This window comes from Streptomyces sp. NBC_01276 (assembly GCF_041435355.1).
Taxonomy (GTDB): Bacteria; Actinomycetota; Actinomycetes; order Streptomycetales; family Streptomycetaceae; genus Streptomyces.
Genome location: NZ_CP108442.1, coordinates 4,669,359 through 4,693,444 on the forward strand (window position 1 = coordinate 4,669,359; position 24,086 = coordinate 4,693,444).

Consider the following 24,086-nt stretch of genomic DNA (forward strand, 5'->3'; position numbering starts at 1 on the left):
TTACTTAACGGTAGTTAGCATCACGCATCACACATGGGGAGTGAGAGTCTTGGCGGGTTCTGCCGACTTCGACCTGTACCGCCCGGCCGAGGAGCACGACATGCTCCGCGAGTCCGTCCGCTCGCTCGCCGAGGCGAAGATCCTGCCGTTCGCCGCCGCGGTCGACGAGGAGTCCCGCTTCCCGCAGGAGGCCCTCGACGCCCTGGTCGCCAGCGACCTGCACGCCGTCCACGTCCCCGAGACCTACGGCGGCGCCGGCGCCGACGCCCTCGCCACCGTGATCGTGATCGAGGAGGTGGCCCGCGTCTGCGCCTCCTCCTCCCTGATCCCGGCCGTGAACAAGCTCGGCTCCCTCCCGGTGATCCTCTCCGGCTCGGAGGAGCTCAAGGCCAAGTACCTCGGCCCGCTGGCCAAGGGCGACGCGATGTTCTCCTACGCGCTCTCCGAGCCCGACGCGGGCTCCGACGCCGCCGGCATGAAGACCCGCGCCGTGCGCGACGGGGACTTCTGGGTCCTCAACGGCGTCAAGCGCTGGATCACCAACGCGGGCGTCTCCGAGTACTACACGGTCATGGCCGTCACCGACCCGGAGAAGCGCTCCAAGGGCATCAGCGCCTTCGTCGTCGAGAAGGGCGACGAGGGAGTCTCCTTCGGCGCTCCGGAGAAGAAGCTCGGCATCAAGGGCTCCCCGACGCGCGAGGTCTACCTCGACAACGTCCGCATCCCCGCCGACCGCATGATCGGCGCCGAGGGCACCGGCTTCGCCACGGCGATGAAGACCCTCGACCACACCCGCATCACCATCGCCGCCCAGGCCCTCGGCATCGCCCAGGGCGCGCTGGACTACGCCAAGGGCTACGTCCAGGAGCGCAAGCAGTTCGGCAAGCCGATCGGCGACTTCCAGGGCGTGCAGTTCATGCTCGCGGACATGGCCATGAAGATCGAGGCCGCCCGCCAGCTGACCTACTCGGCCGCCGCCAAGTCGGAGCGCGTCGATTCCGACCTCACCTTCTTCGGCGCCGCGGCCAAGTGCTTCGCCTCCGACGTCGCCATGGAGGTCACCACGGACGCCGTCCAGCTCCTCGGCGGCTACGGCTACACCCGTGACTACCCGGTCGAGCGCATGATGCGCGACGCGAAGATCACGCAGATTTATGAAGGCACGAACCAGGTCCAGCGGATCGTCATGGCCCGCAACCTGCCGTAGCGGTCCCGCGCGCGCGGAAGGCCCCCGGCGTCCCGTCGGGGGCCTTCCGCGTGGAGAAGGGGCAAGGGTTCGTAACGGGTTGCCGACAGGTTCGGAACAACCGGCCGTCAACCGGGGCGGGCGAAGCACCCTTGCGCACCGGATCCGTTACGGAGGGGTCCGGCGGCGCCCGACGCGCCACGCGACGGGGCGAACCCCGGCGCACCTCTCTGACCAGCGGTGATGGTCCACCAGCTGGGCGGGCGCACGTGATGCGTCCTCATATATAGAGGACGGCCGCGCGCAGGGGTGTCCGATGTGCCGCAATCCGCCCGTCTCCGCGCGGCCGTCCGCCCGTAACCGGAACGTGGCCGTGGCGGCCCCCGCCGGGCCCGCCCACGGCCTTGGCATGTCCCCGGATGGGCTAAATTTGAACCTTCGTACGCCCGAACCGGTTGGGGAGAAAACAATGACGGAAGCGATCCTGCTGGTCGGCGGGCAGGGGACGCGACTGCGCCCCGTGACGGTGAACACCCCCAAGCCGATGGTTCCCGCGGCAGGCGTTCCCTTCCTCGCCCACCAGATAGCCAGGGCCGCAGCCGCCGGTGTCACCCACATCGTGATGGCCACCTGCTACCTCGCCGAGGTCTTCGAGCCCTACTTCGGCGACGGTTCCGACTTCGGCATCACCCTCGAATACGTCGTCGAGGACGAGCCGCTGGGCACCGGCGGTGCCATCCGCAACGCCGCGCAGCGGCTGACCGGAGGCCCGGACTCCCCCGTCCTCGTCTTCAACGGCGACATCCTGACCGGCCTGGACATCGCCGGCCTGGTCGAGTCCCACCAGGCGGCCGACGCCGACGTCTCCCTGCACCTGGTGCGGGTCGAGGACCCGCGCGCCTTCGGCCTGGTGCCCACCGACTCCGAGGGGCGGGTGCTGGCCTTCACGGAGAAGCCGCAGACCCCCGAAGAGATCATCACCGACCAGATCAACGCCGGCTGCTACGTCTTCCGCCGTAGCGTCATCGACTCCATCCCGGCCGGCCGGCCGGTATCCGTCGAGCGCGAGACCTTCCCCGGTCTGCTGGACTCCGGCGCCAGGCTGCACGGCGTCACCGAGGACACCTACTGGCTGGACCTCGGCAAGCCCGAGTCCTTCGTGCAGGCCTCGGCCGACCTCGTGCGCGGCATCGTGAGCTCCCCGGCCGTCCCCGGCCCCCGCGGCGAGGCCCTGGTCCTCCCGGGTGCCGTGGTGGCGGACGGAGCCAAGCTGTCGGGCGGTACGGTGGTGGGTGCCGGCGCCCGGATCGAATCGGGCGCGGTCGTCCAGGGCTCGATCGTGCTGGACGGTGCGACCCTCGGCCCGGACACGGTGGTGAGCGCCAGCCTCATCGGCGCCGGCGCCTCGGTGGGTTCGCGCACGGTGGTGAACGGCGCGGTCGTCGGAGACGGTGCCGTCGTAGGGGCCGACAACGAACTTCGCGCAGGGGTGCGGGTGTGGTGCGAGGCTGAACTGCCCGACGCCGCCGTCCGCTTCTCCTCCGACCGGTGACCAACTTCAGTGAGGCACAACCTGTGATAGGCGAGCAGCAGACTCCCCGCGCGACCGACGTCGCAACCACGAAGCTCCCCGACACCTGGGCACACACCCCGCTCACCGTGGTCATGCCGACCTACAACGAGGCGGGCAACCTGCCGGGCATGGTGGAGCTGCTCATGGGTCTCGACCAGCCGGGCCTGCGCCTGCTGGTCGTCGACGACTCCTCGCCCGACGGCACCGGCAAGATCGCCGACGAGCTGGCGGAGGGCTTCCTCACCGAGGACGGCAAGCCGCGCATGTCGGTCCTGCACCGCACCGCGAAGGACGGCCTCGGCCGCGCCTACGCCGCCGGCATGGCCAAGGCCGTCGAAGACGGCGCCGAGTACGTGCTCCAGATGGACGCGGACGGCTCCCACCCGGCCGGCAAGATCGCCGAGATGCTGGGCGTCGCCCGCTCCACCGGCGCCGGTCTCGTCGTCGGCTCCCGCTACGTTCCGGGCGGCACCCTCTCCGACGCCTGGGGCGCGCACCGCAAGCTGCTCTCCCGCTGGGCCAACGCCTACGCGAGCACCATCCTGGGCACCCGCGTCCGCGACATCACGGGCGGCTTCAACCTGTGGAGCGCCGACGCGCTGAAGGCGATCGACCTCGCGTCGATCGGCAGCGCCGGCTACAGCTTCCAGGTGGAGATGAAGTTCAAGGCCCTGCGCCGCGGCTTCCAGGTGATGGAGGTCCCGATCCACTTCGAGGACCGCACCGTCGGCGAGTCCAAGATGAACCTGGCCGTCCAGCTGGAGTCCATCGCCATGCCGTGGAAGCTCCGCGCCCGCGCCGGCAAGTAGCCGGGCAGGCGGGCGCGTAGGGACACGCGCACGCGAACACCGAGGAAGGGGCACCCCGAGAGGGGTGCCCCTTCCTTCGTGTCCGGAGTTCGTGTCCGGAGCCGACGTCCGCGGGCCGCCCCCTACGGCGTCTCGCGCAGGGGCTTGGTCCGTTCGCCGCCGCCCGGACGGGCCTCCAGGAACCGCTTGAGCCGCCGGGCCGCCGGCCGCTCCACGAACCGCTGGATCAGCCACGAGGCCAGCAGCATCACGGCCGTCGCCGACAGCAGGAGCGTCCACGGCTCCACGTCCTGCCGCCACATCCGCAGCAGCGTCACGCCGATCTGCTGGTGCAGCAGGTAGAGCGGGTAGGACATCGCGCCCGCGACCGACAGCCAGCGCCAGTCGATCCGGTCCAGCCATCCCAGGGCCACGGCGGCCATGACCACGTAGCACAGGGTCACGACGAGCAGGCACATCTCCCAGGACAGCCGGTCGCCCTTGACGGTGTTCCAGTGGACGATGTCGTTCAGCCAGCGCTGCGTCAGCAGCCAGGAGAACGCGAGCAGTACCCACGGCTCGCCCGCGCGCGGCCCCTCACGGCGGATCAGGTAGAAGCAGATGCCGGAGATGAACAGCGGGGAGTAGGTGGGGTTCGCGAGGACGTTCAGGATCGGCAGCCCGGAACCGGGGGCGAGCAGCGAGGCGACCGTCCAGATCCAGCAGAAGTTCAGGACCTTGCGGTACGTCAGGCCGGTCCAGGCGACCGCCGCGAAGATCAGGTAGAACCGCAGCTCGGACCAGAGCGTCCAGTACGAGGGGTCCAGCTCGGCATTGCCCAGCGGGGTCTGGAACATCGTCAGGTTCGTCAGGACCTGGCTCAGCCCCGGCCCGGCGCCCCCGAAGGGCTTGCCGACCGCCAGCAGCACGCCCATGGTGAGCAGTACGCAGAACCAGTACGCGGGTCCGAGGCGGATCACCCGGCTGCGCAGGTAGGAGCCCAGCGGCCGGCCCCACGCCGACATGCAGATGACGAAGCCGCTGATCATGAAGAACAGCTCCACGCCCATCCAGCTGTAGCGGCCCACCATGGTCAGCCACCCGAACGCGTCGCGTCCCCACACCTCTTGGCGGGTGTAGTGGTGCATGAGCACCAGCACCGCCGCCAGGATCCGCAGCCCGTCCAGGATTCGCAGCCGGGGCCGGTCCGCCGGTTCCCCGGTGGACCGGGCGGGCCGGGGCAGGGCGGGCCAGGCCGAGGGTCTGCCGTCTTGCCGTCGGTCGCTGAGGACGCGCGGGGACGGGTGCAAGGACATGAACGCTCCACGGGCAGGACGGACGCGTGCCCGAACGTGCTGAGCGCCGCGCCGGACGGCGGGGCCCAGCCGGGCATCCCCCCCGTTGCATGGGCCGCCACAGTCTTACGAGAAACCATCGCACTGTCCACAGCACGTGGCCCATCGCACCGCGTTCCGCGCCTGCCGCGCGGCTGGTTCACTGCCCCCGGACGGTGACCTTCTGGTCGCTCTGGATCTCCTTGACCAGCTGCTGCACCTTCGCCTTGTCCCAGACGAGGTTGCCGCCCTTCTGGCCGGAAATGGGCATGTTCATCGACACGCCGTCACCCGATGTGATGCCCTTCATCGCGAAGAACATCTGACCGAGGTCCCACAGCCCCATGTCCTTGTCGACGACGAGGGTGTCCAGGCCCGCGCCCATCACCGGGTAGAGGGCGAAGGGGTTGAGGAGCGTGCCCGGCGTGGCCGCCTGGCTCGCCAGCGCCGACAGGAACTTCTGCTGGTTCTTGGTCCGCTGGAGGTCCGACTCGGCGAAGGCGTAGCGGGTGCGCACGAAGGCCAGCGACTGTTCGCCGTTGAGGGTCTGACGGCCCGCCTTGAAGTCGGCGCCCGACTTCTCGTCCTTGAAGCCCTGTTCGATGTCGAGCTCCACGCCGCCCAGCGCGTCCACGATGTTCGCGAATCCGGCGAAACCGATCTCGGCGTAGTGGTCGATGCGCAGCCCGGTGTTGAACTCGATCGTCCGCACCAGCAGTTCCGGTCCGTCCTCCGCGTACGCCGCGTTGAGCTTGACCCGCCGGCCCTGGGACGCGAACTTCTTGCCCGACTGGGAGCCGATGAAGGAGGGGATCTCCACGTCCGAGTCGCGCGGCAGCGAGATCATCGTGTTCCCGCTGGAGCACTTCGCCAGGACCATCATCGAGTCGGTGCGCTTGCCCTCGGCGGAGCCGGTGTGGAGCTTCTTCTTCTCCTCGTCGGACATGCCCTCGCGGCTGTCGGAGCCGACGATCAGGTACGTGGTGCAGTCGCCCTCCTTGGGGCGCTCGATCACCTTGGAGAGGTCGACCTCGCGGCGCACCTTGGAGTCGGCCCAGAAGTAGGTGCCGATGGAGGTGACCAGGAGCGCGGAGACCAGCACGATGGAGCCGATCTTGATCCGCCGGCGCCAGTCGGGCGCGGGGCCCGCCGGCCCGCCCGGACCACCGTTCCCGCCAGGCCGCCCGAGGCGGCCCGGTCCCGCCGGACCGCCGGGGCCCGCGGGCCGGCCGTAGACCTGGCCGGTGTTGTACCCGCTGTCGTACGAGGCGTCCGGTCCCTGCGTCTGCTGCGGCGGCACTCCGTGGCCGGGGCGGCCCTGCGGCGGTCCCTGCGGGGGGACCGGCGGGCGGGCCGGGCGCTGCGGCGGCTGCGGCTGCCGCTGGACGTGGCGCATCCGCTGCGCGCCCTCCGGCTGCGGCTGCCCGCTGCCGCGCCCGTACCCGTCATCGCGGCGGCCGCGCGCGTCGCGCTCGCCGTTCCACCCGTCCCAGTCACTCATGCGCACAAGGATGCCTGCCGCGGCGTGTCGCCCGACACCCAGGTGGACGCTTCGTACCGCGGCTGTTGCAGAGCTGATGCCTGCGGCGCCCACTTATGGTGGCTCCATGACAGAAATACCGTCGGTGCCCGCGGGCAAGCCGATCTCGGCCTCCCGGACCACGCTCAGCCACATCATGACCGCCAACGACACCAACCTCCTCGGTACCGTGCACGGTGGCGTGATCATGAAGCTGGTGGACGACGCGGCCGGCGCGGTGGCCGGGCGGCACTCGGGCGGGCCCGCCGTGACGGCGTCGATGGACGAGATGGCCTTCCTCGCCCCGGTCCGGGTCGGCGACCTGGTCCACGTCCGCGCGCAGTGCAACTGGACCGGCCGCTCCTCGATGGAGATCGGCGTACGGGTCCTCGCGGAGCGGTGGAACGAGTCCACCCCCGCCACCCAGGTCGGCAGCGCCTACCTCGTCTTCACCGCGGTCGACTCCGACGGCAAGCCCCGCCAGGTCCCGCCCGTGATCCCGGAGACCGAGCGGGACGAGCGCCGCTACCAGGAGGCGCAGATCCGCCGCACCCACCGGCTCGCCCGCCGCCAGGCGATCACCGAGCTGCGCGAGCGCCGCGCCGCCGAGGGCCTCGACGACTGACGGGCCGGCGGCGGGCGGCCGCCCGCCAAGGCCACACGCAACACGCCACACGCCGCCGGACCGCCCGGCGGCCGCCCGCCGCCGGCCCGTCGCGTACGGGCTCCGGGGCATACCCGTGCCTTACGGGGGCCCCGTAGACTGGTCCGTCGACGTCCGGCTGCTCCGCCCGAGCGACGGCCTGCCCCTCGACCGGCCCTGCCGCGGAGAACCCCTGATGCCGACTGCCACCCAGACCACCGCCGCGGCCCCGTCCGCCCCCGCCCGACCGCGCGCGCGGCGGCTGACCGGGCCCGACTGGCTGTGGGCGGCGCTGCTGACCCTCGCGGTCACCGCCTTCCGGGGCGGCACCCCGCAGCTCTGGCGCGACGAGCTGGCCAGCTGGAACGCCGCCTCCCGCTCCACCGGCGAGCTGTTCGCCATGCTGGGTCACGTCGACGCCGTCTCCGGCCTCTACTACCTGGTGCTGCACGGCTGGGTCTCCGTGTTCGGGGACTCCGCGGCCATGCTGCGGCTGCCCTCGGCCCTGGCCATGGCCGGCTCCGCCGCCCTGGTGGTGCTGACCGCGCGGGCCCTGTTCGACCGCCGCACCGCCGTCTTCGCCGGGCTGCTGTTCGCGCTGCTGCCCGTCGTCACCCGGTACGGCACCGAGGCCCGCTCGTACGCCTTCGTCGTCCTCGCCGTCTCGGCCGCGACCTGGCTGCTGCTGCGGGCGCTGGAGCGGCCGGGTCGGGCGCGCTGGGCCGGGTACGCGGCGGCGGTCGCGGTGGCCGGGCTGCTGCACATGGTGGCCCTGCTGTTCCTGCTGCCGCACGCCATGGTCGTGGCGCTGCGCTGGTGGCGGGACCGGCGCGGGCGCACGGTGCTCACGTTCGCCCTGGCGGCCGTCGCCGGGCTGCTGCCGGTGATTCCGCTGGTGCTGCTGGGGCGTCAGCAGGTCGGCCGGCAGATCAGCTGGATCAAGACCCCGCGGATGCGGGACATCGCGGGTCTGTGGGACAACCTCTTCGCCTCCCCGCTCGTCGGGCTCGGCATCGCCGCGCTGGCCCTGCTGCCGCTGGCCTGGAGCCGGGGCCGGCGCCCCGCCGTGGAGCTGCTGCTGCTGGGCGCGATGCCGATCGTCGCCGTCTACGTGGTCTCGCAGGGCAGCACCTCGTACTTCATCGACCGCTACGTCCTGTTCACCGTGCCCGCGTGGGCGGTGCTGGCGGCCGCCGGACTGGCCGCCCTCAAGCCCCGTGCGGCCGGGGCGGCCGGGCTGGCCGCGCTGGTCCTGCTCGGCGTGCCCGACCAGCGTCACCTGCGTACCGAGCAGGCCAAGGAGACCTCCGACGGCCGGGCGGCGGCGCGGGTCATCGCGCAGGGCTACCGGCCCGGCGACGGTTTCGTGCCGGTCCGCGGCGCCGACCGGGTGTACATGGTCGACTTCCAGATCGAGTACTACCTGCCCGGCCGGGTCCGGCTCCACGACGTCTTCGCGGCCCGTTCGGCGCTGGACGCGAACGACCTCTTCCCGCGGGAGTGCGAGCGGCCCGAGCAGTGCCTCGGCGACACCCGGCGGATCTGGCTCGTCACCCGCGACACCGGCAAGGACGACCCGTACAACCGGCTGCCTGCCGACCAGGTGCGGGCGCTGAAGGGCCACTACCGGGTCGCCTCGACGACCGAGGTGCGCGGGCTGCACGTGTCCCTGCTGGAGCGGACCGGCTGAACCCGCCGGGGTTCAGCTCCCGCAGACCACCTGGTCCCCGGTGACCACGCCGAACTCGCCCTGGTACGGGTCCTCGGCCCGCACCGGCACGACCTTCTTGAAGTCCGCGCCCGCGATCACCAGCACCGTGCGCCCCTGTCCGGCGACCGCGCGCAGCTCGCTGCCCGGCAGCGCCGCGGACACCGTCCGCGCCGAGCGGTCCCAGCGGGGGTCGTACGCGATCACCGTGCGCCGGACCTCGCGGCTGGCGCCGGCCGCCGGGGCCTGGGTGGTGTCGAAGCCGGTGGCGCGCAGGGCGGCGTCCACCCGCCCGCCGAGCCCGTCGATCCGGGTCCCGTTCTCCACCTGGACGCGGATCTGCCGGGGCGGCACGTCGACCGGGACCGGCGCGGGCCCGCGCGGGGCCTGCCCGGGGCGGGCGGGGGCCAGCGGCTGGTCCTGGCGCAGCGCCTCGAAGAGCTTGGCGGCCTTCGGCTCGTCCCATTTCACCGTCGAGCCGATGCCCTTGACCTGGAAGGAGGGGTCCCCGACCGGCACGGAGGCGAACTCCGACGAGGAGGGGGTGAAGCCCCGCATGGCCTGTCCGAGCGCCAGCATCTGCTCCGACCCGAAGCCCCTGTCGGCGCGCACCGACCCCAGCAGGGTGGAGCTGACCTCCTTGAACTTCACCGGGTTCAGCAGGACGCCGCCCCCGGTGGCCTGCTTGATCAGGGCGGCGATGAACCGCTGCTGACGCTGCATCCGGCCCAGGTCGGAGGCCCCGTCCACGTGGCGCGAGCGCACGTACTGCAGGGCCTGGCCGCCGGTGAGCCGGTGGGTGCCGGGGAGCAGGTCGAGGCCGGTGTAGGTGTCGTGCATGGCCTTGGCCGTGCAGATCTCGACGCCGCCCATCGCGTCGACGGTCTTCATGAAGCTGGTGAAGTCGACCTCCAGGTAGTGGTCGATCTTCACGCGGGTCATGTTCTCGACGGTCCGTACGGTCAGGTTGGGGCCGCCCTCGGCGTAGGCGGCGTTCAGTTTCACCGGGTGGGCCTTGTGCGGATTGCCGGTGACCAGGTCCTGGTGCGCCGGGACCTCGGCGTAGCTGTCCCGGGGCAGGCTGATGACGCTGGCCCGTTCCCGGTCGGCGGAGAGGTGGACGAGCATCACGGTGTCGGTGCAGTGGCAGGGCGCGCCGCCGAGCCGGTACTCGCGCTTCTCCTCGGGGGTGATCTTCTCGCGTCCGTCGGTGCCGACCAGCAGGAAGTTCACCCCGTGACCGGCCTGCGGGCGGTTCTTCATGTCCTTGAACGGATCGACCCGTTCGATGCCGGTGTCCAGGCCGGTCATCACCGCGTGCCCGACCGCCCCGGAGCCCAGCACCACCAGCGAGAGCACGGCCGCGATCCGCACCCCCCAGCGTGGCCGGGGCTCCCGGTGCCCGGTCCGGCGACCGCCTCCGCCGCCGCGCGCGGACCGTGGCCGGGGTGGCTGGGAGCCGGGGGCGCGTCGGGTGGGACGGTGCGGTTGGGGCACGGGGGACACCTCCGCGGGGGCAGTGCGGGCGGATTATTCATATTCATCTGATTCGTCTGAACAGTAGGCCCATACGATCAGCCTCTGTCCGTACCGCTCGTCCGCCGCGCACCCGTTTCCCCCGTACGCGGTAACGTGACACCGATACCCGACCGTGAAGGACCACATGCCCGCCCAGCAGCCCGCAGTTTCGGTGATCATGCCGGTGCTCGACGAGGAGCGTCACCTGCGTGACTCCGTCCGGCACATCCTCGGACAGGAGTACGCAGGCGAGATAGAGGTGGTGATCGCGCTCGGGCCGTCCACGGACCGCACCGACGAGATCGCCGCCGAACTCGTCCGGGACGACCCGCGCGTCCACACCGTCCCGAACCCCACCGGCCGCACCCCCGCAGCCCTCAACGCCGCGATCAAGGCCTCGCGCCACCCGATCGTGGTGCGCGTCGACGGCCACGGCATGCTCTCCCCGAACTACATCGCCACCGCCGTCCGCCTCCTGGAGGAGACCGGGGCGCAGAACGTCGGCGGCATCATGCACGCCGAGGGCGAGAACGCCTGGGAGGACGCCGTCGCCGCCGCGATGACCTCGAAGATCGGCGTCGGTAACGCGGCCTTCCACACCGGTGGACAGGCCGGCCCGGCCGAGACCGTCTACCTCGGCGTCTTCCGCCGCGAGGCCCTCGAACAGCAGGGCGGGTACAACGAGGAGTTCATCCGCGCCCAGGACTGGGAGCTGAACTTCCGCATCCGCGAGGCCGGCGGTCTCATCTGGTTCTCGCCCGAACTGAAGGTCCAGTACCGCCCACGGCCCTCGGTGCGGGCCCTCGCCAAGCAGTACAAGGACTACGGCCGCTGGCGGCACGTGGTGGCCCGCTACCACGCCGGCTCCATCAACCTGCGCTACCTGGCCCCGCCGACCGCCGTCTGCGCGATCGCGGCCGGGGTGGTCGCGGGTGTCGCCGTCAGCCCGTGGGCGTTCGCCGTCCCGGCCGGCTACCTCGCCGCGATCACCGCCGGCTCCGTCCCGGCGGGCAAGGGGCTGCCGCTGAAGGCCAGGGCGCAGATCCCCGTGGCCCTCGCCACGATGCACATGTGCTGGGGCTACGGCTTCCTCACCAGTCCGCGCTCGCTCGCCCGCAAGGTCATCGCCAGCCGCCGCCCGTCGGTGCGCCGCGACCCGGCCGAGGCCTGAGGGGCCGGGGCACCGACGCGAAAGGGGTGACCCGGTCCGTACGGACCGGGTCACCCCTTCGGCGTTGCGCGGAGCCGGCTCAGCGGCGCCGCGTCACCAGCGGTACGGCTTGTAGACGTCCATGCAGGCACCGGTGTCGGAGCCGTTGATCGCGTCGGCCGTGTCCGGGATCGCACCGGCCGGCGGCGGGGTCTGCTGCGGGAAGCCGTTGCCCTCGCGCCAGTCCGCGCCCACGACCAGCGTGATCTTCGAGACCTCGTCCGACTGCTGCACCGCCGTGCCCGGGATGCCCAGGGACGCCGCCACGCTCTGCGCCTCGTCCGCCAGTTCGGGCGTCGGGTAGCGCACCACGGTGGTCTTCTCCGGGGTCAGCGCGCTGTCCGCCCGGGCTCCGGTGAAGCCCTTGGAGACCAGGACCTCCGCGATCGCGTTCGCCCGGTGGGGCGCCAGCGGCTGGCCGGCCGCGGTGCCGTTGACCACGTTGACGGGGATCTTGTCCGGGGTGGTGACCGGGGCCTTCGAGGCCCCCTGGGTGGGCTGGGCCGGCTCCTGCGAGCCTCCGGGGGCCGGCTGCGAGGCGCCCGGCGCGGGCTGGGAGGCCGAGGGGCTCTGCGGGGTCTGCGGCTCGCCGTTCTTGTCGAACGCGACGTCCTTGCGGAGCATCGTCCACAGCTTGTCGGCGTCCGCCGGGTTCACGATGAGCCGGTCCACGTCCCGCGGGTCCTGGAAGGTCGGCATCGTCGTCATCGTGATGCGGTTGGTGGGGACGTCCTTGAGCTGCATGGCCAGGTTGTAGAGCTTCTTGACCGAGCCGATCTCCTCGGAGACCTCCAGCGCCTTGGTGCCGGCCTCCGCCAGGTCCGTGATCCGGCCGACGTCGGTGAAGGCGTTCTGGCCCTTGAGCTCGCGCATCATCGAGTTCATGTACATGTGCTGGGCCTGCGCCCGGCCCAGGTCGCTGCTGAACGCGTGCCGGGTGCGCAGCCACTGGAGCGCCTGCTCGCCCTTGACCCGGGTCGTGCCCTTCTGGAGCTTGAGGCCGGAGCCGCCGCCGGAGGTGGGCAGCGGCCGGTCCCAGACGTTGTCCTTGACGCAGACCGGGACGCCGCCGACGGCGTCGGCCATCTTCACGACACCGGAGAAGTCGATCATCATCCAGTGGTCGATGTAGACGTTGGTCAGCTTCTCCCAGGTGGCCAGCGTGCAGCCGGGGCCGCCGCGGCCGAGCGACTCGTTGATCATCGCGTTGGTCTTCTTGAACTTCTCGCCGGTCTTGGGATCCGTGCACTCGGGTATGTCGACCCGGGTGTCGCGCGGGATGCTCACGACCGAGGCGTTCTCCCGGTCCGCCGACACGTGCAGCAGCATCTGCACGTCCGCGAGCGGGGGGTTCCCCACGGTGTCGCTGCTGCCGCCGAGTTCCACGTTCTCCGGCTTGTTGCGGCTGTCGGAGCCGATCAGCAGGATGTTCAGCGGGCGCTGGCCCTTGGCGTTGGCGTGGGTCTTCTCCACGCCGCTCTCACCGCTGAGGCGCTGCCCGCTGCGGATGTTGCCGTCGAGATGACGGTAGTAGAGGTACCCGGCCGCCGACGTCCCCAGGATCAGGAACGCCAGCACGGACGCCACCCAGAACAGCACCCGCCGGCGCTTGCGCCGCACGGGTGCCCCACCGCCGCCCTGGCCCGACCGCGGTGGAGGCACCGCGCCAGAAGCGCCCGTCCCCCCGCCGGATATGCCGCCGGTGGCCTGGTCGGGCGCCCCCTCCCCCCGCACGCTGCTGTGCCTCACGCGTACCCCCCTCAAGATCACTGATGTCGGTGTTGTGCCGGGCCTACCGGCTACCGCCCGGTCGTGCGGCGGTGGGTGGGTGGCGGCGGCGTAACCGCGCTCCCGTCACTTGGCGCAGACCGCCTTGTCCGCCTCGACCCGCTGCAGCCCCTCGGGGGCCTGCTGCGGGGCGGCCGGCGCACCGAGCGGCGTACCCGGCTCCTTGAAGTCGGAGCCGAGGGTCAGCTTCATCGGGGTCTTCGGCCCCGCGTCCACCGTGCCGACCTTCATGGCCGCGGCGGACAGCCCCATCATGTCCGCCAGCGCCCGTGCCTGGTCGGCCTGGTTGGGGGCGTACTCCAGCTGCGTGGCCGCGAGCCGCTCCGCGGCGTTGCCGTGGTTGCTCGCCTTGTAGACGCCCTTCGCGTTCTGCAGCCAGGTCAGGGTGGTGGAGGCCGATCCCGGGGGGCCGCCGCCGTTGTACACGTCCACCCGGACGTCCCCGGCCGGCGCCCGGTTCCCCTGGAGCAGCGCGTCCTGCTTGGCGTCGGCGGCCTCCTTCGCGGCGTGCTCCTTCTTCTCCACCTCGGTGAGGGAGACGTCCTCGCGGATCATCTGGAGGAGGGGGTCGGCCTGTGAGGAGTTGACGACGACGGTCGCCTTCCGGTTCGACGGCTCGTTCGGGTTGTCGACCACCGGCAGCGTCGTGAAGGTGACGTTCTTCAGGTTCATGTCCTTCAGTTCACCGGCGAGGTCGGTGAGCTTGCCGATGGACCCCAGCCCCTGGTCCACGGTCAGCGACTTGGTGGCCGCCTCCGCGAGCGAGAAGAACTTCTTCGGACTGGTCAGCGTCTCCTTGGACTTCATCTCGCGCATCATCGAACTGAGGAACTGCTGCTGGGTCTTGATCCGGTCGAGATCGCTCTCGTTGCCGAAGGAGTGCCGGGTTCGTACGAAGGCCAGCGCCTGTTCGCCCTGCAGCCGGTGCTCGCCGGCCTTCAGGTTCAGCTTGGAATCACGGTCGTTGACGTCCTTGGCCAGGCACACGGGCACACCGCCGACCGCCGTGCTCAGGTTCTTGACCGCGTTGAAGTCGACCATCATGAAGTTGTCGACGCCGATCCCCGTGAGCTGCTTGACCGTGCGCATCGTGCAGCCCGGGTCGCGGCCCTCCTGGCCCAGGCTGTTGTTGAAGCGGCTGCCCTTGGTGGCGGGGATCTGCTTCACCGAGCCGTTCGACTGCTTCGTCGGGCAGACCGGGATGTCGGTGATCAGGTCGCGCGGGATCGACAGGGCGGTCGCGTTGCTGCGGTCCTTCGACACGTGGAAGAGGATCGTGGTGTCGGCGTGGCCGACGCTCTCGGCGTCCCCGTAGCCCTCGTTGCCCGCGCCGCTGCGCTTGTCGGTGCCGATCACCAGGATGTTGATCGGCTGGTCCTTCTTGAAGCTGCCGCCCGCACCGTTGGTGTCGATGACCTTCAGGTTGCCGTTGAGGTGCTGGTAGTACAGGTACGACGCCAGCCCGCCGCCGACCAGCAGGAACGCCAGCGTCCCGCCGGTGACGGCCAGCGCCCTGCGCCGCCGTTTGGCCGCTCCGCCGCCACCGGGCCCGCGGGGCTTGCCGCCGCGCCTGCCGCCGGGCGGGCCTTCGCCGCGCCGGGGTTTGGGGACCGCGGGGGAGGGGGCCGCCGGCGCGGCGGGAGCCGTGGGGCGTCTGCGGGTCCTGCGGGGGGTGGTGACGGAGTGCTGCTGCGCAGGGGAATTGCCCAGTCGCAGTTCGTAGTTGCCAGTGCGGGGATTGAGGACCCACTGGTCTGCGGGGTCGATTTCGTCCGCCCGCCCACGGCTTTGCGCATCCACGGTTGCTCGAATCCTCCGTCGGTGCCTCGCGACGCGCCTCCCCCCAGGCGCGCGGTCAACGATCCGGCTGCTGGTGCACGGTGTCTTCGCTTCCGGTGCACCGGATCGCTCACCCTATCCGCCCAGGTCAGCTGCAAACCATGCTGGTGACAAAATCCACTCCCCCGATAACTGCCCAAAACGCCCATCCAGTGCGGTTGGACCACCGGCTTTTGGATTGCTTTACCGGCAGTCGGCCGTGTCCGCCGTGGTTCCTGTGAAAGTCGGGTCCGGAAGGGGGGCGGACGTGGTTCCGCTTTTCGCTCGCACAGAGTCGCGGAACACCTCGGCGGGGGAGAGCGGGGCGGGCTCCGCGGCGGCCGCGGACGCGGGTGCGGAGGCGGCCGTCGGCGCGGCCGTCGAGGTGGGCACGGGCGGGGTGACCGTCACGGGCCGGTCAAGCCGCAGCCACTGGAACAGCCGCCCCGCTTCGGGCTCCAGCAGTTCGTCCCGGTTGGGGTTCGCGGGGTAGGGCCGCCGCGGCACCGTCAGGAACCCGATCTGGTCGGACGGTATGTCCCTCACGCTCCGTACGAGTTCGTACAGCCCGCGCAGCGAGGCCAGCCCCGGGTCGGTGGTCAGCGCGGAGGTGGCCGCGTCCAGCAGCGGGTAGAGCCGCGCCGGGTTCAGCAGGACGCCGTTGCTCTGCACCTTCTTGACGAGCGAGCCGAGGAACTGCTGCTGGCGCTCCATCCGTTCGGTGTCGCTGCCGTTGCCCAGGCCGTACCGGGCCCGGACGAAACCCAGCGCCTGTTCCCCCTGGAGGAGGTGGCGGCCCGCCGGGAGCCGCAGGTGCGCCTCGGCGTCGTTCACCGGCTGCCGCAGGCACACCTCCACCCCGCCCACGGCGTCGACCATCTGCTTGAAACCGCCGAAGTCCAGCACCATGTGGTGGTCGATCCGGACGCCCGTGAGCCGCTCGACCGTACGGATCGTGCAGGCGGCCCCGCCCCACTGGAAGGCCCAGTTGAACTGGGCGAAGCGCTCGGCGGTACGGGTCCCGTCGGCGGCCCGGCAGCTCGGGACGTCCGTCATCAGGTCCCGGGGTATCGAGACGGCCGTCACGCTCGCGCCGTCCGCCGACAGGTGCAGCAGGATCGTCGTGTCGGAACGCTGCGTGCCGCCGTCCTGCCCGTAGCCCGCGTTCTCCCGGCCGGACCGCGAGTCCGAGCCGATCAGCAGGATGTTCCGGGCGCCCTCGGTGGAGTGCCCCGGGCGCTCGCGCTCGTAGCGGCGCAGTTCCGCCTCGGCGGAGGTGTCCGCGGTGATGTTCCCGTCGAGCTTGGCGTACAGCCACCAGCCGGTGGCCGCGCCCGCCAGGACCAGCAGGACGGCCCCGAGCCCGATCCAGCGCAGCAGCCGGCGACGCCGACGGTCGGCCGGGGGCCTCGGCCCGCCTCCGGCCGCCCCGGTGCCGCCCGGTATGCCCGCGCTGTCCCTCACTCGCGTTCCGTCCCCTCGCCGAACCGGCTGCCAGCCGTACGGGTGAGTACGGCCTGGAGCCGATCCTGCCCCCGGGGGGCGCGGACGGCCCGGGGGCACCGCCCTGTACAGGGCCATGCGGGTGACAGATCGCGCGAAGTCGCCGTCAGACGGTGTGAGTGACGCGCTCGCTCTCGGTCCGCTGCTCCAGCGCCTGCGGCGACAGCCGGTCCAGGTGGCGGCACAGCACCACCGAGCCGCCGGTGGCCAGCGCCCCGTACAGCCCCGAGGAGAGTCCCTCCCAGCTGTCGTAGCCCAGCCCCGACAGCACCCGGGCGCCCTCGCCGAAGCCGCGTGCCGCCGCGTCCGCCCGGGCCCGCTCGACCACGGCCGCGTACGAGAGCTCCTCGCCGCCCACCACCAGCCCCGGGGCGTCGGCGTCGACCGGCGCGAACGGGGCGAAGCGGTCGCCCTGCCCCGGCACCTCCACCGCGTAGTCCGCGAACCCGGCCGGCGGCTGCGGGAACCGCCCGCCCAGGGGACGCAGCGCGAGCGCGACCCGCTCCCCGGAACAGCCGCGGGCCTCCTCCAGGGTGTCGGGCCCGCTCACCACCAGGTCCGCGCCGGCCGGGTCGCCGCCGACCTCGGCGACCACGCCGACCGAGGCGCAGGCGAGCAGCCACACGGCGCTCTGCCAGTGCGCGGGGAGCAGCAGGGCGAGCCGGTCGCCCGGCTCGGCGGCCAGGTCGCCCTGGAGCAGATTGGCGGTCTTGGCCACCCAATTGGCGAAGGTGGCGACGGACAATTCGACGCGCTCGCCCGTGGCGTCGTCGTAGAAGGTGACGAGGGGGCGGCCCGGATCGGCGGCGAGCGCGGATCGCAGCAGGTCGGCAGGGGTGCGGTCAGTGGCGTTCACCCGCCCCAGCCTACGCGGGCCCTTCCCTCGTACGGAGGGCAGCGGCTGCGCCGTCCAGGGGAGGCGCGGCCCCGGCGGTGTCGGACGGATCGTCAGTTCTCCGATGGCGCTTCGTGAGGGCTGTGCCCAGCATCGCTTCCATGCGTGGATTCCTTGCTTCCTCGATCGGTGTCGCGACCGCGGCCGCACTGGCCCTGCCGCTCGCGCTCTGCACTCCGGCCCTGGCCGCCGCGTCCGAGGGCGCGGCGGCCCCCGTGACCCCCGCGGGGTCCACCCAGTCCCTGCCGCTCGCCCCCCTCGGCCCCTCCGACGGCCGGATCCCCGGCGTACCGGGCATGAGCGCCTCGCCCGGCCGCCCCGAGACGCGCGGGCTCGCCGCCCGGGACGTGAAGACCTTCTCGCTGGTCGGCGTCGTATGGGACGACGCCGCCACCCGGCTCGTCGGCCGGGTCCAGGTCCGCACCCGCGCGGCGGGCACGGGCGCCTGGTCCGGCTGGCAGGACGTCGAGACCCACAACGGCGAACACGGCGCCGACCCCGACGCGGTGGAGCGCGGCTCGCGCCGCGTCCGCGGCAGCACCGCTCCGCTGTGGGTCGGCGCCTCCGACGGGATCGAGGTCCGGGTCCACGCCGAGACCGGCGGCGACACGCGGGCCGAGTCCCGGCTCCCCTCGGGCCTGCGCATCGAACTCGTCGACCCGGGAGCGGCGGAGCCCGTCGCCGTGCTCGACGGCAAGAACGCCGGCCGCCCGTCGTCCCCGGCCGGCGACGACAAGGGCGACGCGGCGCTCCTGCCCGAGATGACCATGGAGGGGGCCGAGTCCTCCGCCGCGAACGTCCCGCACGCCACGCTCGGCGCGCTGGAGATCGGCGCGCTGAACAAGGCCGACTCCACCGCCGACGCCGTCCTCGCCGCCGACGGATCCCTCGGCGCGGCCGCCCGCCCGTACATCGGCCCGCGCCCGCGGATCGTCACCCGGCGCGGCTGGGGCGCCGACGAGAGCCTGCGCGAGACGGGCTTCGTCTACACGAACACCGTCAAGGCGGCCTTCGTCCACCACACCGCCTCCGGCAACAACTACGCCTGCAAGGACGCTCCGGCGGTGCTGCGCAGCCTCTACCGCTACCACGTGGTCAGCGAGGGCTGGCGGGACATCGGCTACAACTTCGCCGTCGACCGCTGCGGGACGGTCTACGAGGGCCGGGCGGGCGGGGTCGCCAAGCCGGTGCTCGGCGCGCACACCATGGGGTTCAACGCGGACAGCATGGGCATCGCCGTGATCGGCTCCTTCGGCGGCGCCGCCCCGCCGAAGGCGGCCGTCGACGCGGTGGCCCGGCTCACGGCCTGGAAGCTCGGGCTGTTCGGCGCGGACCCGAGGGCGAAGACCACCCTGAGGTCGGGCGGCGGGAACCGGTTCCCGAAGGGGAGCAGCGTGAAGATGAACGTGATCTCGGGCCACCGCGACGGCTTCGCCACGGAATGCCCCGGCAGGCAGCTGTACAAACAGCTGCCCCCGACCCGCACGACATCGGCGAGACTCCAGGGCCGCTGACCCCTGCCCTGGCCGGGCGGCGGGGTGCGGGGCGGCGGGGTGCGGGGCGGAGCCCCGGGGAGGCGGTCCGCGCAGCGGCGGCGGGGCCGGACCCCCGGCGGGCTACGCTCAAGGCATGGCCGGCCGTTTCGACCCCCTCACCCGCACCGTCGTCCGTGGCGGCCGTACCCACGTACCCCCCGGCTCCGGGGCCGGGCCGAAGCCCTCCGCCGCCGCGCAGCGCCGCCGCTGGAGCCCCGGCGGGCCCGTCGACCTGGGGCTCATCCTCGGCCCGCTGCGCCGAGGCCCCGCCGACCCCACCTTCCGCGTCACCCCCGACGGCTCCGTCTGGCGGGCCACCCGCACCCCGCAGGGCCCGGCCACGCTCCGGGTCGCCCGGGTCGGCGCCGGCGAGGAGGTCGAGGCGGAGGCCTGGGGCCCCGGCGCCGAGTGGGCGCTCGCGGAGCTGCCCCGGCTGCTCGGCGCCGAGGACGATCCCGCCGCCTTCGTCCCCCGGCACCGCCTGGTGCACGCCAGCCACCGCCGCCGCCCCGGGCTGCGCCTGACCCGTACCGGACTGGTGCTGGAGTCGCTGGTCCCGGTGGTGCTGGAGCAGAAGGTGACCAGCGACGAGGCCTACCGGTCCTGGCGCCGCCTGGTCCGCCAGTACGGGGAGCCCGCCCCCGGGCCGCAGGAGCTGTACGTGATGCCCGACGCCCGCACCTGGGCGCTGATCCCGTCCTGGGACTGGCACAGGGCGGGGGTGGACGCGAAGCGTTCGGCGACCATCGTGCGCGCCGCCCGGGTGGCGGACCGGCTGGAGGAGGCCGCCGCGATGGACCTGCCGAGGGCGGCCGCCCGGCTGGAGGCCGTGCCCGGCATCGGCCCGTGGACCTCCGCCGAGACCCTGCAGCGCAGCAACGGCGCCGCCGACGCGCTCACCACGGGCGACCTCCACCTGCCCGGCATCGTCGGCTACGCCCTCACGGGCGACCGGGACGCCGACGACGACCGGATGCTGGAGCTGCTCGCCCCGTACGAGGGCCAGCGCCACCGCGCCGCCCGGCTCATCCTCCTCGCGGGCCGGACCCCGCCCCGCCGCACGCCCCGGATGCCGCGCGGCGACATCGGCCGCCTCTAGCGGACCTCGACGAACGCGTCCGCGGTCCGCTCCCCGCGGGGCGCCGGGGCCGCGGCCGGGTGGCCGACCGCCACCGCGCCCATCGGGTCCCAGTCCTGCGGCAGCGCGAGCACCTTGCGCACCACGTCCCGGCAGAACATCGTCGAGGACACCCACGCCGAGCCCAGCCGCTCACCGGCCAGCGCCACCAGGAAGTTCTGCACGCCGGCGCCCATCGCGACGACGAACATCTCCCGTTCGGCCGCGTCCCGCCGCGCGTGCCCGTAGTCGTGCGCGCCGTCCGTCACGAGGCAGGGCACCACCAGGTACGGGGCCCGGCGCAGCACGTCCCCGCGCCGCACCCGCTTGGCGACGGACTCCTCGGACTTGCCGTCGGCGCGCAGGTCGGCGATCCACGCGTCCCGCATCGCGTCCAGCAGTTCCCCGCGCGCGGCCGCCGATTCCAGCAGGACGAAGCGCCACGGCGTCGTGTGGTGCGGTGCCGGGGCCGTGACGGCCGCGGCGACGGCCCGCCGTACCGCGCCCGGGTCCACCGGTTCGTCGGTGAAGTCCCGTACGGTGCGCCGCTGCGTGACGGCTTCCCGTACGGCCTCCGAGGTGCCCAGCCGGAACATGTCGTCGGCCGGCGGGCGCACCAGGTCCCGTGCCGAGGACCCGTCGCCGAGGACGTGTCCCAGTCCGCGGACGACGGCCACGGGCAGCCCCGCCGCCTTGCCCTTGACCAGGTCGCCGGCGGCGGCCAGTTCGTCCGCGGTGGCCACGACCGTCGCGCTCAGCGGGTTGCCGTGCGCGTCGGTGCCGCCGCGCAGGTCGTCCAGGACCCGTACCCCGGCCGCGCCGATGGCGACGTCCGTCAGCCCGTTGCGCCAGGGCCGCCCGAACGTGTCGGTGACGATCACGCCGACGTCCACGGAGAGCAGCTCGCGCAGCCCGGCCCGGATCCGGGCCGCCGAGGCGTCCGGGTCCTCGGGCAGCAGGAGGACGGTGCCGGGCTCCGTGTTGGAGGCGTCGACGCCGGCGGCGGCCATCACCAGGCCCCGCCGGTCCTCCACGATCCGCAGCGTGCCCCGGCGCGCGACGACCCGTACGGTCTCGGCGTCTATGGCCTCCTCGCGGGAGGCCGCCGTGACGATCCGGCCCTCCGCCTTGGAGACGATCTTCGAGGTGACCAGCAGGACGTCCCCGTCGCGCAGGCCGGGCGAGGTCCCGGCGATCAGGGCCGCCAGGTCGTCGCCGGGCCGGACCTCGGGGATCCCGGCCAGGGCCCGCACCTCGTAGGAGGGGGCGGGCACGGTCACCGGGACGCCTCGGCGAGCTCCAGGGCGGCCCGCGCCATCGCGGCGGTGGCCTGCGTGTCGGTCATCATCAGCGGTACGGCCCGGCAGGAGATGCCGGCGGCCTCGACCTCGGCGACCGCGTCCGCGTCGGCGGTGTCCACGAGCCAGCCGTCGAGCAGCCCGGTCCCGTAGTGCAGGGCGACGGCGGCCGCGGTCGCCTCGACGCCGACGGCGGCCAGCACCTTGTCGGCCATGCCGCGCACGGGGGCGCCGCCGACGATGGGGGAGAGGCCGACGACGGGGGCGTCGGCGGCCGCGACGGCCTCCCGGATGCCGGGCACGGCGAGGATGGTGCCGACCGACACGACGGGGTTCGACGGCGGGAAGATGATCACGTCGGCGGCGGCGATGGCCTCCAGCACGCCCGGTGCGGGCTTGGCCTGCTCGGCGCCGACGGGCACGACGGCCTCGGCGTCCACCGCGGCGCGCATCCGGACCCAGTACTCCTGGAAGTGGACGACCCGCCGCTCGCCGGACTCCGGGTCGGTGATGGCGACGTGGGTCTCGACGCGGTCGTCGGACATGGGCAGCAGCCGTACGCCGGGCTGCCAGCGGTCGCAGAGGGCTTCGGTGACGGCGCTGAGCGGGTAGCCGGCGCCGAGCATCTGCGTTCGGACGATGTGGGTGGCGAAGTCGCGGTCGCCGAGGCCGAACCAGGTGGGTCCGACCCCGTACGCCGCGAGTTCCTCCTTGACGGTGAAGGACTCGTCGGTGCGGCCCCAGCCCTGGTCCTCGTTGATGCCACCGCCGAGGGTGTACATCACGGTGTCCAGGTCGGGGCAGACCTTCAGCCCGAACAGGTGGATGTCGTCACCGGTGTTGCCGATGACCGTGATGTCCGCGTCGGGGACCGCGGACAGGAGTCCGCGCAGGAAACGGGCGCCGCCGATGCCGCCGGCCAGAACAACAATGCGCATGCGGACAGTCTGTCAGCCGCGGGCCGTCCCCCGACGGGGGGTGGCGGCGGGTGACGGGCGGGGGCGTCAGGCCGGTACGTGTTCCCCGCGGGCCGGGGAGCAGCTGTGCATGGGCATCTCGGTCAGGCCGGGGAAGTACACGTGCAGGCTGACGGCTCCGTCGAGGGTGTCGTTGACGACCTCGTGGGAGTAGCCGGGGGCGAAGACGCGCTGGGAGCCGGGGCCGAGGGTGAGCGGGCCGCGGGCGCTGTGCTCGGTGAGCTCGCCGTCCAGGACCGTCAGCACGCCGGAGGAGCCGCCGTGGCCGTGGCGGCCGCTGCCCTGGCCGGGGACCCAGCTGAGCAGCCAGACCTCGTAGCCGGGGCCGGTGCGCAGGCGGTGGTACCAGCGGGTGGTGGCGTCGTAGCGGACCAGGTGCTCCCAGCTCCCGCGGTCCTGCGCGATGGACCGGGCGAGGCCCGCGAACTCGGCGACGGTGGCCGGGTGTTCGCGGGCGGGCTGCAGGAGGTGCTGGACGGAGAGGATGTCGCCGGCGATCTGGAGGTCGCTCTCGATCACGGAGGCCGTGGCGGAGGGGGCGGCGGTGGGAGCGGTGGCGGCGGGGGCGCTGTTCATCGTGGGGGTGTCCTCGACGGATGTCAGTCGTGCGGGGCGGTTGCTGTGGGGGAGTAGCCGGTGCTCGGACGGAGCCGGGGCTCCGGAGGCATCAACAGCTGCAACAGCAACAGCGAACCTGGGCAGCGCACAGGAACCCACGAATGGGGGTCCGGGTGGCGGCTGCGGGCGCTGACATGCGTACAAGGAGAACGGGGAAAGGGGCGGACTGTCAACCCGATGTCCGGTTTGAGGGAAAAGTTTCACCTCATCCGGTTACCGTGCGCGGAGAAAGGTTTGTGCAGTCGGGTCCAGGGGATGTGCCGTTCAGTCCCGCCCGAGCCGTCTTCAAACCCGCAGCCCGCACTCGTAACCGGAATGTGATCCGCGCCGCATCTTCGGCCGAATCGCAACCCCGCTCCGGAGCGAATCGTCGGCAACGAGAGAGGGTGGCGCCCGCGCGACACCTGAGCCATGTGTCACGATTTTTGGCGATATGAACACTTTCTGCATAGGCTTGGTTCCGCAGAGTGAATAAGGCGCCCAATAGCAGATCTCGGCTTGACTGCGCCGGAGCCACGCACTTGTAATTTCACTCGTGTCGTTACCTGGCGATCAGTAACGGCAACACCACGGGGACGCACAGAAGAGCGAGGGGCGCACATGACCGAGCTGTTTCAGGAACTGCTGGTCGAGGAGGCGGACGAGGAGCTCGGATGGCAGGAGCGCGCGCTGTGCGCCCAGACCGACCCCGAGTCCTTCTTTCCCGAGAAGGGCGGCTCCACCCGCGAGGCCAAGAAGGTCTGCCTGGCCTGTGAAGTCCGGTCCGAATGCCTGGAGTACGCCCTCGCCAACGACGAGCGATTCGGCATCTGGGGCGGCCTCTCCGAGCGCGAGCGCCGCAGGCTGAAGAAGGCGGCGGTCTGATCCGGCCGCACCGGCCGCACCGCCCCCGCCGGGACACCCGTCCCGCCGCCCACCCCATACCCGAGGGCCCGGCCCCCACGGCGCCAGGCCCACCGCGCACCACACCGCACCGCACGACGCGCACCACCGGTCCACAGAGCAAACGGTCCGCCTCCCGCACCTTCCCCGCAGGAGGCGGACCGTCGCGTTCCGGG

Annotated in this window: 19 protein-coding genes; 9 read left to right on the forward strand and 10 right to left on the reverse strand. The window is 72.5% G+C overall.

The window, feature by feature from the left end; genetic code table 11:
* Positions 1–49: 49 nt before the first annotated feature.
* The 3 genes from OG295_RS20965 to OG295_RS20975 all read left to right on the forward strand — a co-directional run bounded on the left by OG295_RS20965 (position 50) and on the right by OG295_RS20975 (position 3,568).
* Positions 50–1,207: an acyl-CoA dehydrogenase family protein gene (locus OG295_RS20965; protein WP_266839411.1), complete on the forward strand. Its 1,158-nt coding sequence runs from the start codon at positions 50–52 to the stop codon at positions 1,205–1,207.
* A gap of 448 nt (positions 1,208–1,655) precedes the next feature.
* Positions 1,656–2,738, forward strand: coding sequence for an NDP-sugar synthase (locus OG295_RS20970; RefSeq protein WP_266839409.1), 1,083 nt, complete (start codon positions 1,656–1,658; stop codon positions 2,736–2,738).
* A 113-nt stretch (positions 2,739–2,851) separates the two neighbouring features.
* Positions 2,852–3,568, forward strand: a complete 717-nt coding sequence (locus tag OG295_RS20975; protein ID WP_266841684.1) for a polyprenol monophosphomannose synthase — start codon at positions 2,852–2,854, stop codon at positions 3,566–3,568.
* Between the two features lie 122 nt (positions 3,569–3,690).
* On the opposite strand, the gene OG295_RS20980 is transcribed toward OG295_RS20975, so the two are convergent.
* Both OG295_RS20980 and OG295_RS20985 read right to left on the reverse strand, forming a co-directional pair.
* Complete coding sequence (locus OG295_RS20980) at positions 3,691–4,863, reverse strand: acyltransferase family protein (RefSeq protein ID WP_371678256.1); 1,173 nt, start codon at positions 4,861–4,863, stop codon at positions 3,691–3,693.
* Positions 4,864–5,041: 178 nt separating this feature from the next.
* Positions 5,042–6,382, reverse strand: coding sequence for an LCP family protein (locus OG295_RS20985; RefSeq protein ID WP_371678257.1), 1,341 nt, complete (start codon positions 6,380–6,382; stop codon positions 5,042–5,044).
* A gap of 106 nt (positions 6,383–6,488) precedes the next feature.
* Between OG295_RS20985 and OG295_RS20990 the strand changes: the two genes are divergently transcribed.
* Positions 6,489–7,025 carry an acyl-CoA thioesterase gene (locus OG295_RS20990; protein WP_266839406.1) on the forward strand — a complete coding sequence of 179 codons (537 nt, stop codon included), beginning with the start codon at positions 6,489–6,491 and terminating at the stop codon, positions 7,023–7,025.
* A 214-nt stretch (positions 7,026–7,239) separates the two neighbouring features.
* Positions 7,240–8,733 carry a glycosyltransferase family 39 protein gene (locus OG295_RS20995; RefSeq protein ID WP_371678258.1) on the forward strand — a complete coding sequence of 498 codons (1,494 nt, stop codon included), beginning with the start codon at positions 7,240–7,242 and terminating at the stop codon, positions 8,731–8,733.
* Positions 8,734–8,745: 12 nt separating this feature from the next.
* Here the strand turns inward: OG295_RS20995 and OG295_RS21000 are convergent, their stop codons facing one another.
* Entirely contained in the window at positions 8,746–10,125 is a 1,380-nt protein-coding gene (locus tag OG295_RS21000) for an LCP family protein (protein ID WP_371678259.1), read from the reverse strand.
* A 289-nt stretch (positions 10,126–10,414) separates the two neighbouring features.
* Here OG295_RS21000 and OG295_RS21005 point away from each other — a divergent pair, with 289 nt between their 5' ends.
* Entirely contained in the window at positions 10,415–11,440 is a 1,026-nt protein-coding gene (locus tag OG295_RS21005; protein WP_371678261.1) for a glycosyltransferase family 2 protein, read from the forward strand.
* 93 nt (positions 11,441–11,533) lie between these two features.
* Here OG295_RS21005 and OG295_RS21010 read toward each other — a convergent pair whose 3' ends face one another.
* From OG295_RS21010 to OG295_RS21025, 4 genes are all read right to left on the reverse strand, one after another.
* A complete protein-coding gene (locus OG295_RS21010) occupies positions 11,534–13,228 on the reverse strand; it encodes an LCP family protein (RefSeq protein WP_371678262.1) in 1,695 nt (564 codons plus the stop codon).
* A gap of 105 nt (positions 13,229–13,333) precedes the next feature.
* A complete protein-coding gene (locus OG295_RS21015) occupies positions 13,334–15,067 on the reverse strand; it encodes an LCP family protein (RefSeq protein ID WP_371678263.1) in 1,734 nt (577 codons plus the stop codon).
* Positions 15,068–15,289: 222 nt separating this feature from the next.
* Positions 15,290–16,549, reverse strand: a complete 1,260-nt coding sequence (locus OG295_RS21020; protein ID WP_371678264.1) for an LCP family protein — start codon at positions 16,547–16,549, stop codon at positions 15,290–15,292.
* 145 nt (positions 16,550–16,694) lie between these two features.
* Positions 16,695–17,444: a TIGR03089 family protein gene (locus tag OG295_RS21025; protein ID WP_371678265.1), complete on the reverse strand. Its 750-nt coding sequence runs from the start codon at positions 17,442–17,444 to the stop codon at positions 16,695–16,697.
* Positions 17,445–17,584: 140 nt separating this feature from the next.
* Between OG295_RS21025 and OG295_RS21030 the strand changes: the two genes are divergently transcribed.
* Together OG295_RS21030 and OG295_RS21035 are read left to right on the forward strand one after the other, a co-directional pair.
* Positions 17,585–18,997 (forward strand): peptidoglycan recognition protein, encoded by a 1,413-nt coding sequence (locus OG295_RS21030; protein ID WP_371678266.1) that lies wholly within the window; start codon positions 17,585–17,587, stop codon positions 18,995–18,997.
* A gap of 115 nt (positions 18,998–19,112) precedes the next feature.
* Entirely contained in the window at positions 19,113–20,117 is a 1,005-nt protein-coding gene (locus tag OG295_RS21035) for a DNA-3-methyladenine glycosylase (RefSeq protein ID WP_371678267.1), read from the forward strand.
* Here OG295_RS21035 and OG295_RS21040 read toward each other — a convergent pair.
* The 3 genes from OG295_RS21040 to OG295_RS21050 form a co-directional block, all read right to left on the reverse strand.
* A complete protein-coding gene (locus tag OG295_RS21040; RefSeq protein ID WP_371678268.1) occupies positions 20,114–21,415 on the reverse strand; it encodes a coenzyme F420-0:L-glutamate ligase in 1,302 nt (433 codons plus the stop codon). The genes OG295_RS21035 and OG295_RS21040 overlap by 4 nt on opposite strands.
* Positions 21,412–22,371: a 2-phospho-L-lactate transferase gene (gene cofD / locus OG295_RS21045; RefSeq protein WP_371678270.1), complete on the reverse strand. Its 960-nt coding sequence runs from the start codon at positions 22,369–22,371 to the stop codon at positions 21,412–21,414. The genes OG295_RS21040 and cofD overlap by 4 nt, the downstream gene beginning before the upstream one ends.
* Positions 22,372–22,437: 66 nt before the next feature.
* Positions 22,438–22,986 (reverse strand): cysteine dioxygenase, encoded by a 549-nt coding sequence (locus tag OG295_RS21050; protein ID WP_371678272.1) that lies wholly within the window; start codon positions 22,984–22,986, stop codon positions 22,438–22,440.
* Positions 22,987–23,628: 642 nt separating this feature from the next.
* Here OG295_RS21050 and OG295_RS21055 point away from each other — a divergent pair.
* Positions 23,629–23,892 (forward strand): WhiB family transcriptional regulator, encoded by a 264-nt coding sequence (locus tag OG295_RS21055; RefSeq protein ID WP_003983763.1) that lies wholly within the window; start codon positions 23,629–23,631, stop codon positions 23,890–23,892.
* The last annotated feature ends 194 nt before the right edge of the window (positions 23,893–24,086 follow it).

Coding starts and splice junctions, on each gene's coding strand:
- OG295_RS20980 (WP_371678256.1), bottom strand. CDS start 4,863: ATGTCCTTGCACCCGTCCCCGCGCGTCCTCAGCGACCGACGGCAAGAC.
- OG295_RS21050 (WP_371678272.1), bottom strand. CDS start 22,986: ATGAACAGCGCCCCCGCCGCCACCGCTCCCACCGCCGCCCCCTCCGCC.
- OG295_RS21030 (WP_371678266.1), top strand. CDS start 17,585: ATGCGTGGATTCCTTGCTTCCTCGATCGGTGTCGCGACCGCGGCCGCA.
- OG295_RS21005 (WP_371678261.1), top strand. CDS start 10,415: ATGCCCGCCCAGCAGCCCGCAGTTTCGGTGATCATGCCGGTGCTCGAC.
- OG295_RS20985 (WP_371678257.1), bottom strand. CDS start 6,382: ATGAGTGACTGGGACGGGTGGAACGGCGAGCGCGACGCGCGCGGCCGC.
- OG295_RS20970 (WP_266839409.1), top strand. CDS start 1,656: ATGACGGAAGCGATCCTGCTGGTCGGCGGGCAGGGGACGCGACTGCGC.
- OG295_RS20975 (WP_266841684.1), top strand. CDS start 2,852: ATGCCGACCTACAACGAGGCGGGCAACCTGCCGGGCATGGTGGAGCTG.
- OG295_RS21035 (WP_371678267.1), top strand. CDS start 19,113: ATGGCCGGCCGTTTCGACCCCCTCACCCGCACCGTCGTCCGTGGCGGC.
- cofD (WP_371678270.1), bottom strand. CDS start 22,371: ATGCGCATTGTTGTTCTGGCCGGCGGCATCGGCGGCGCCCGTTTCCTG.
- OG295_RS21055 (WP_003983763.1), top strand. CDS start 23,629: ATGACCGAGCTGTTTCAGGAACTGCTGGTCGAGGAGGCGGACGAGGAG.
- OG295_RS20995 (WP_371678258.1), top strand. CDS start 7,240: ATGCCGACTGCCACCCAGACCACCGCCGCGGCCCCGTCCGCCCCCGCC.
- OG295_RS20990 (WP_266839406.1), top strand. CDS start 6,489: ATGACAGAAATACCGTCGGTGCCCGCGGGCAAGCCGATCTCGGCCTCC.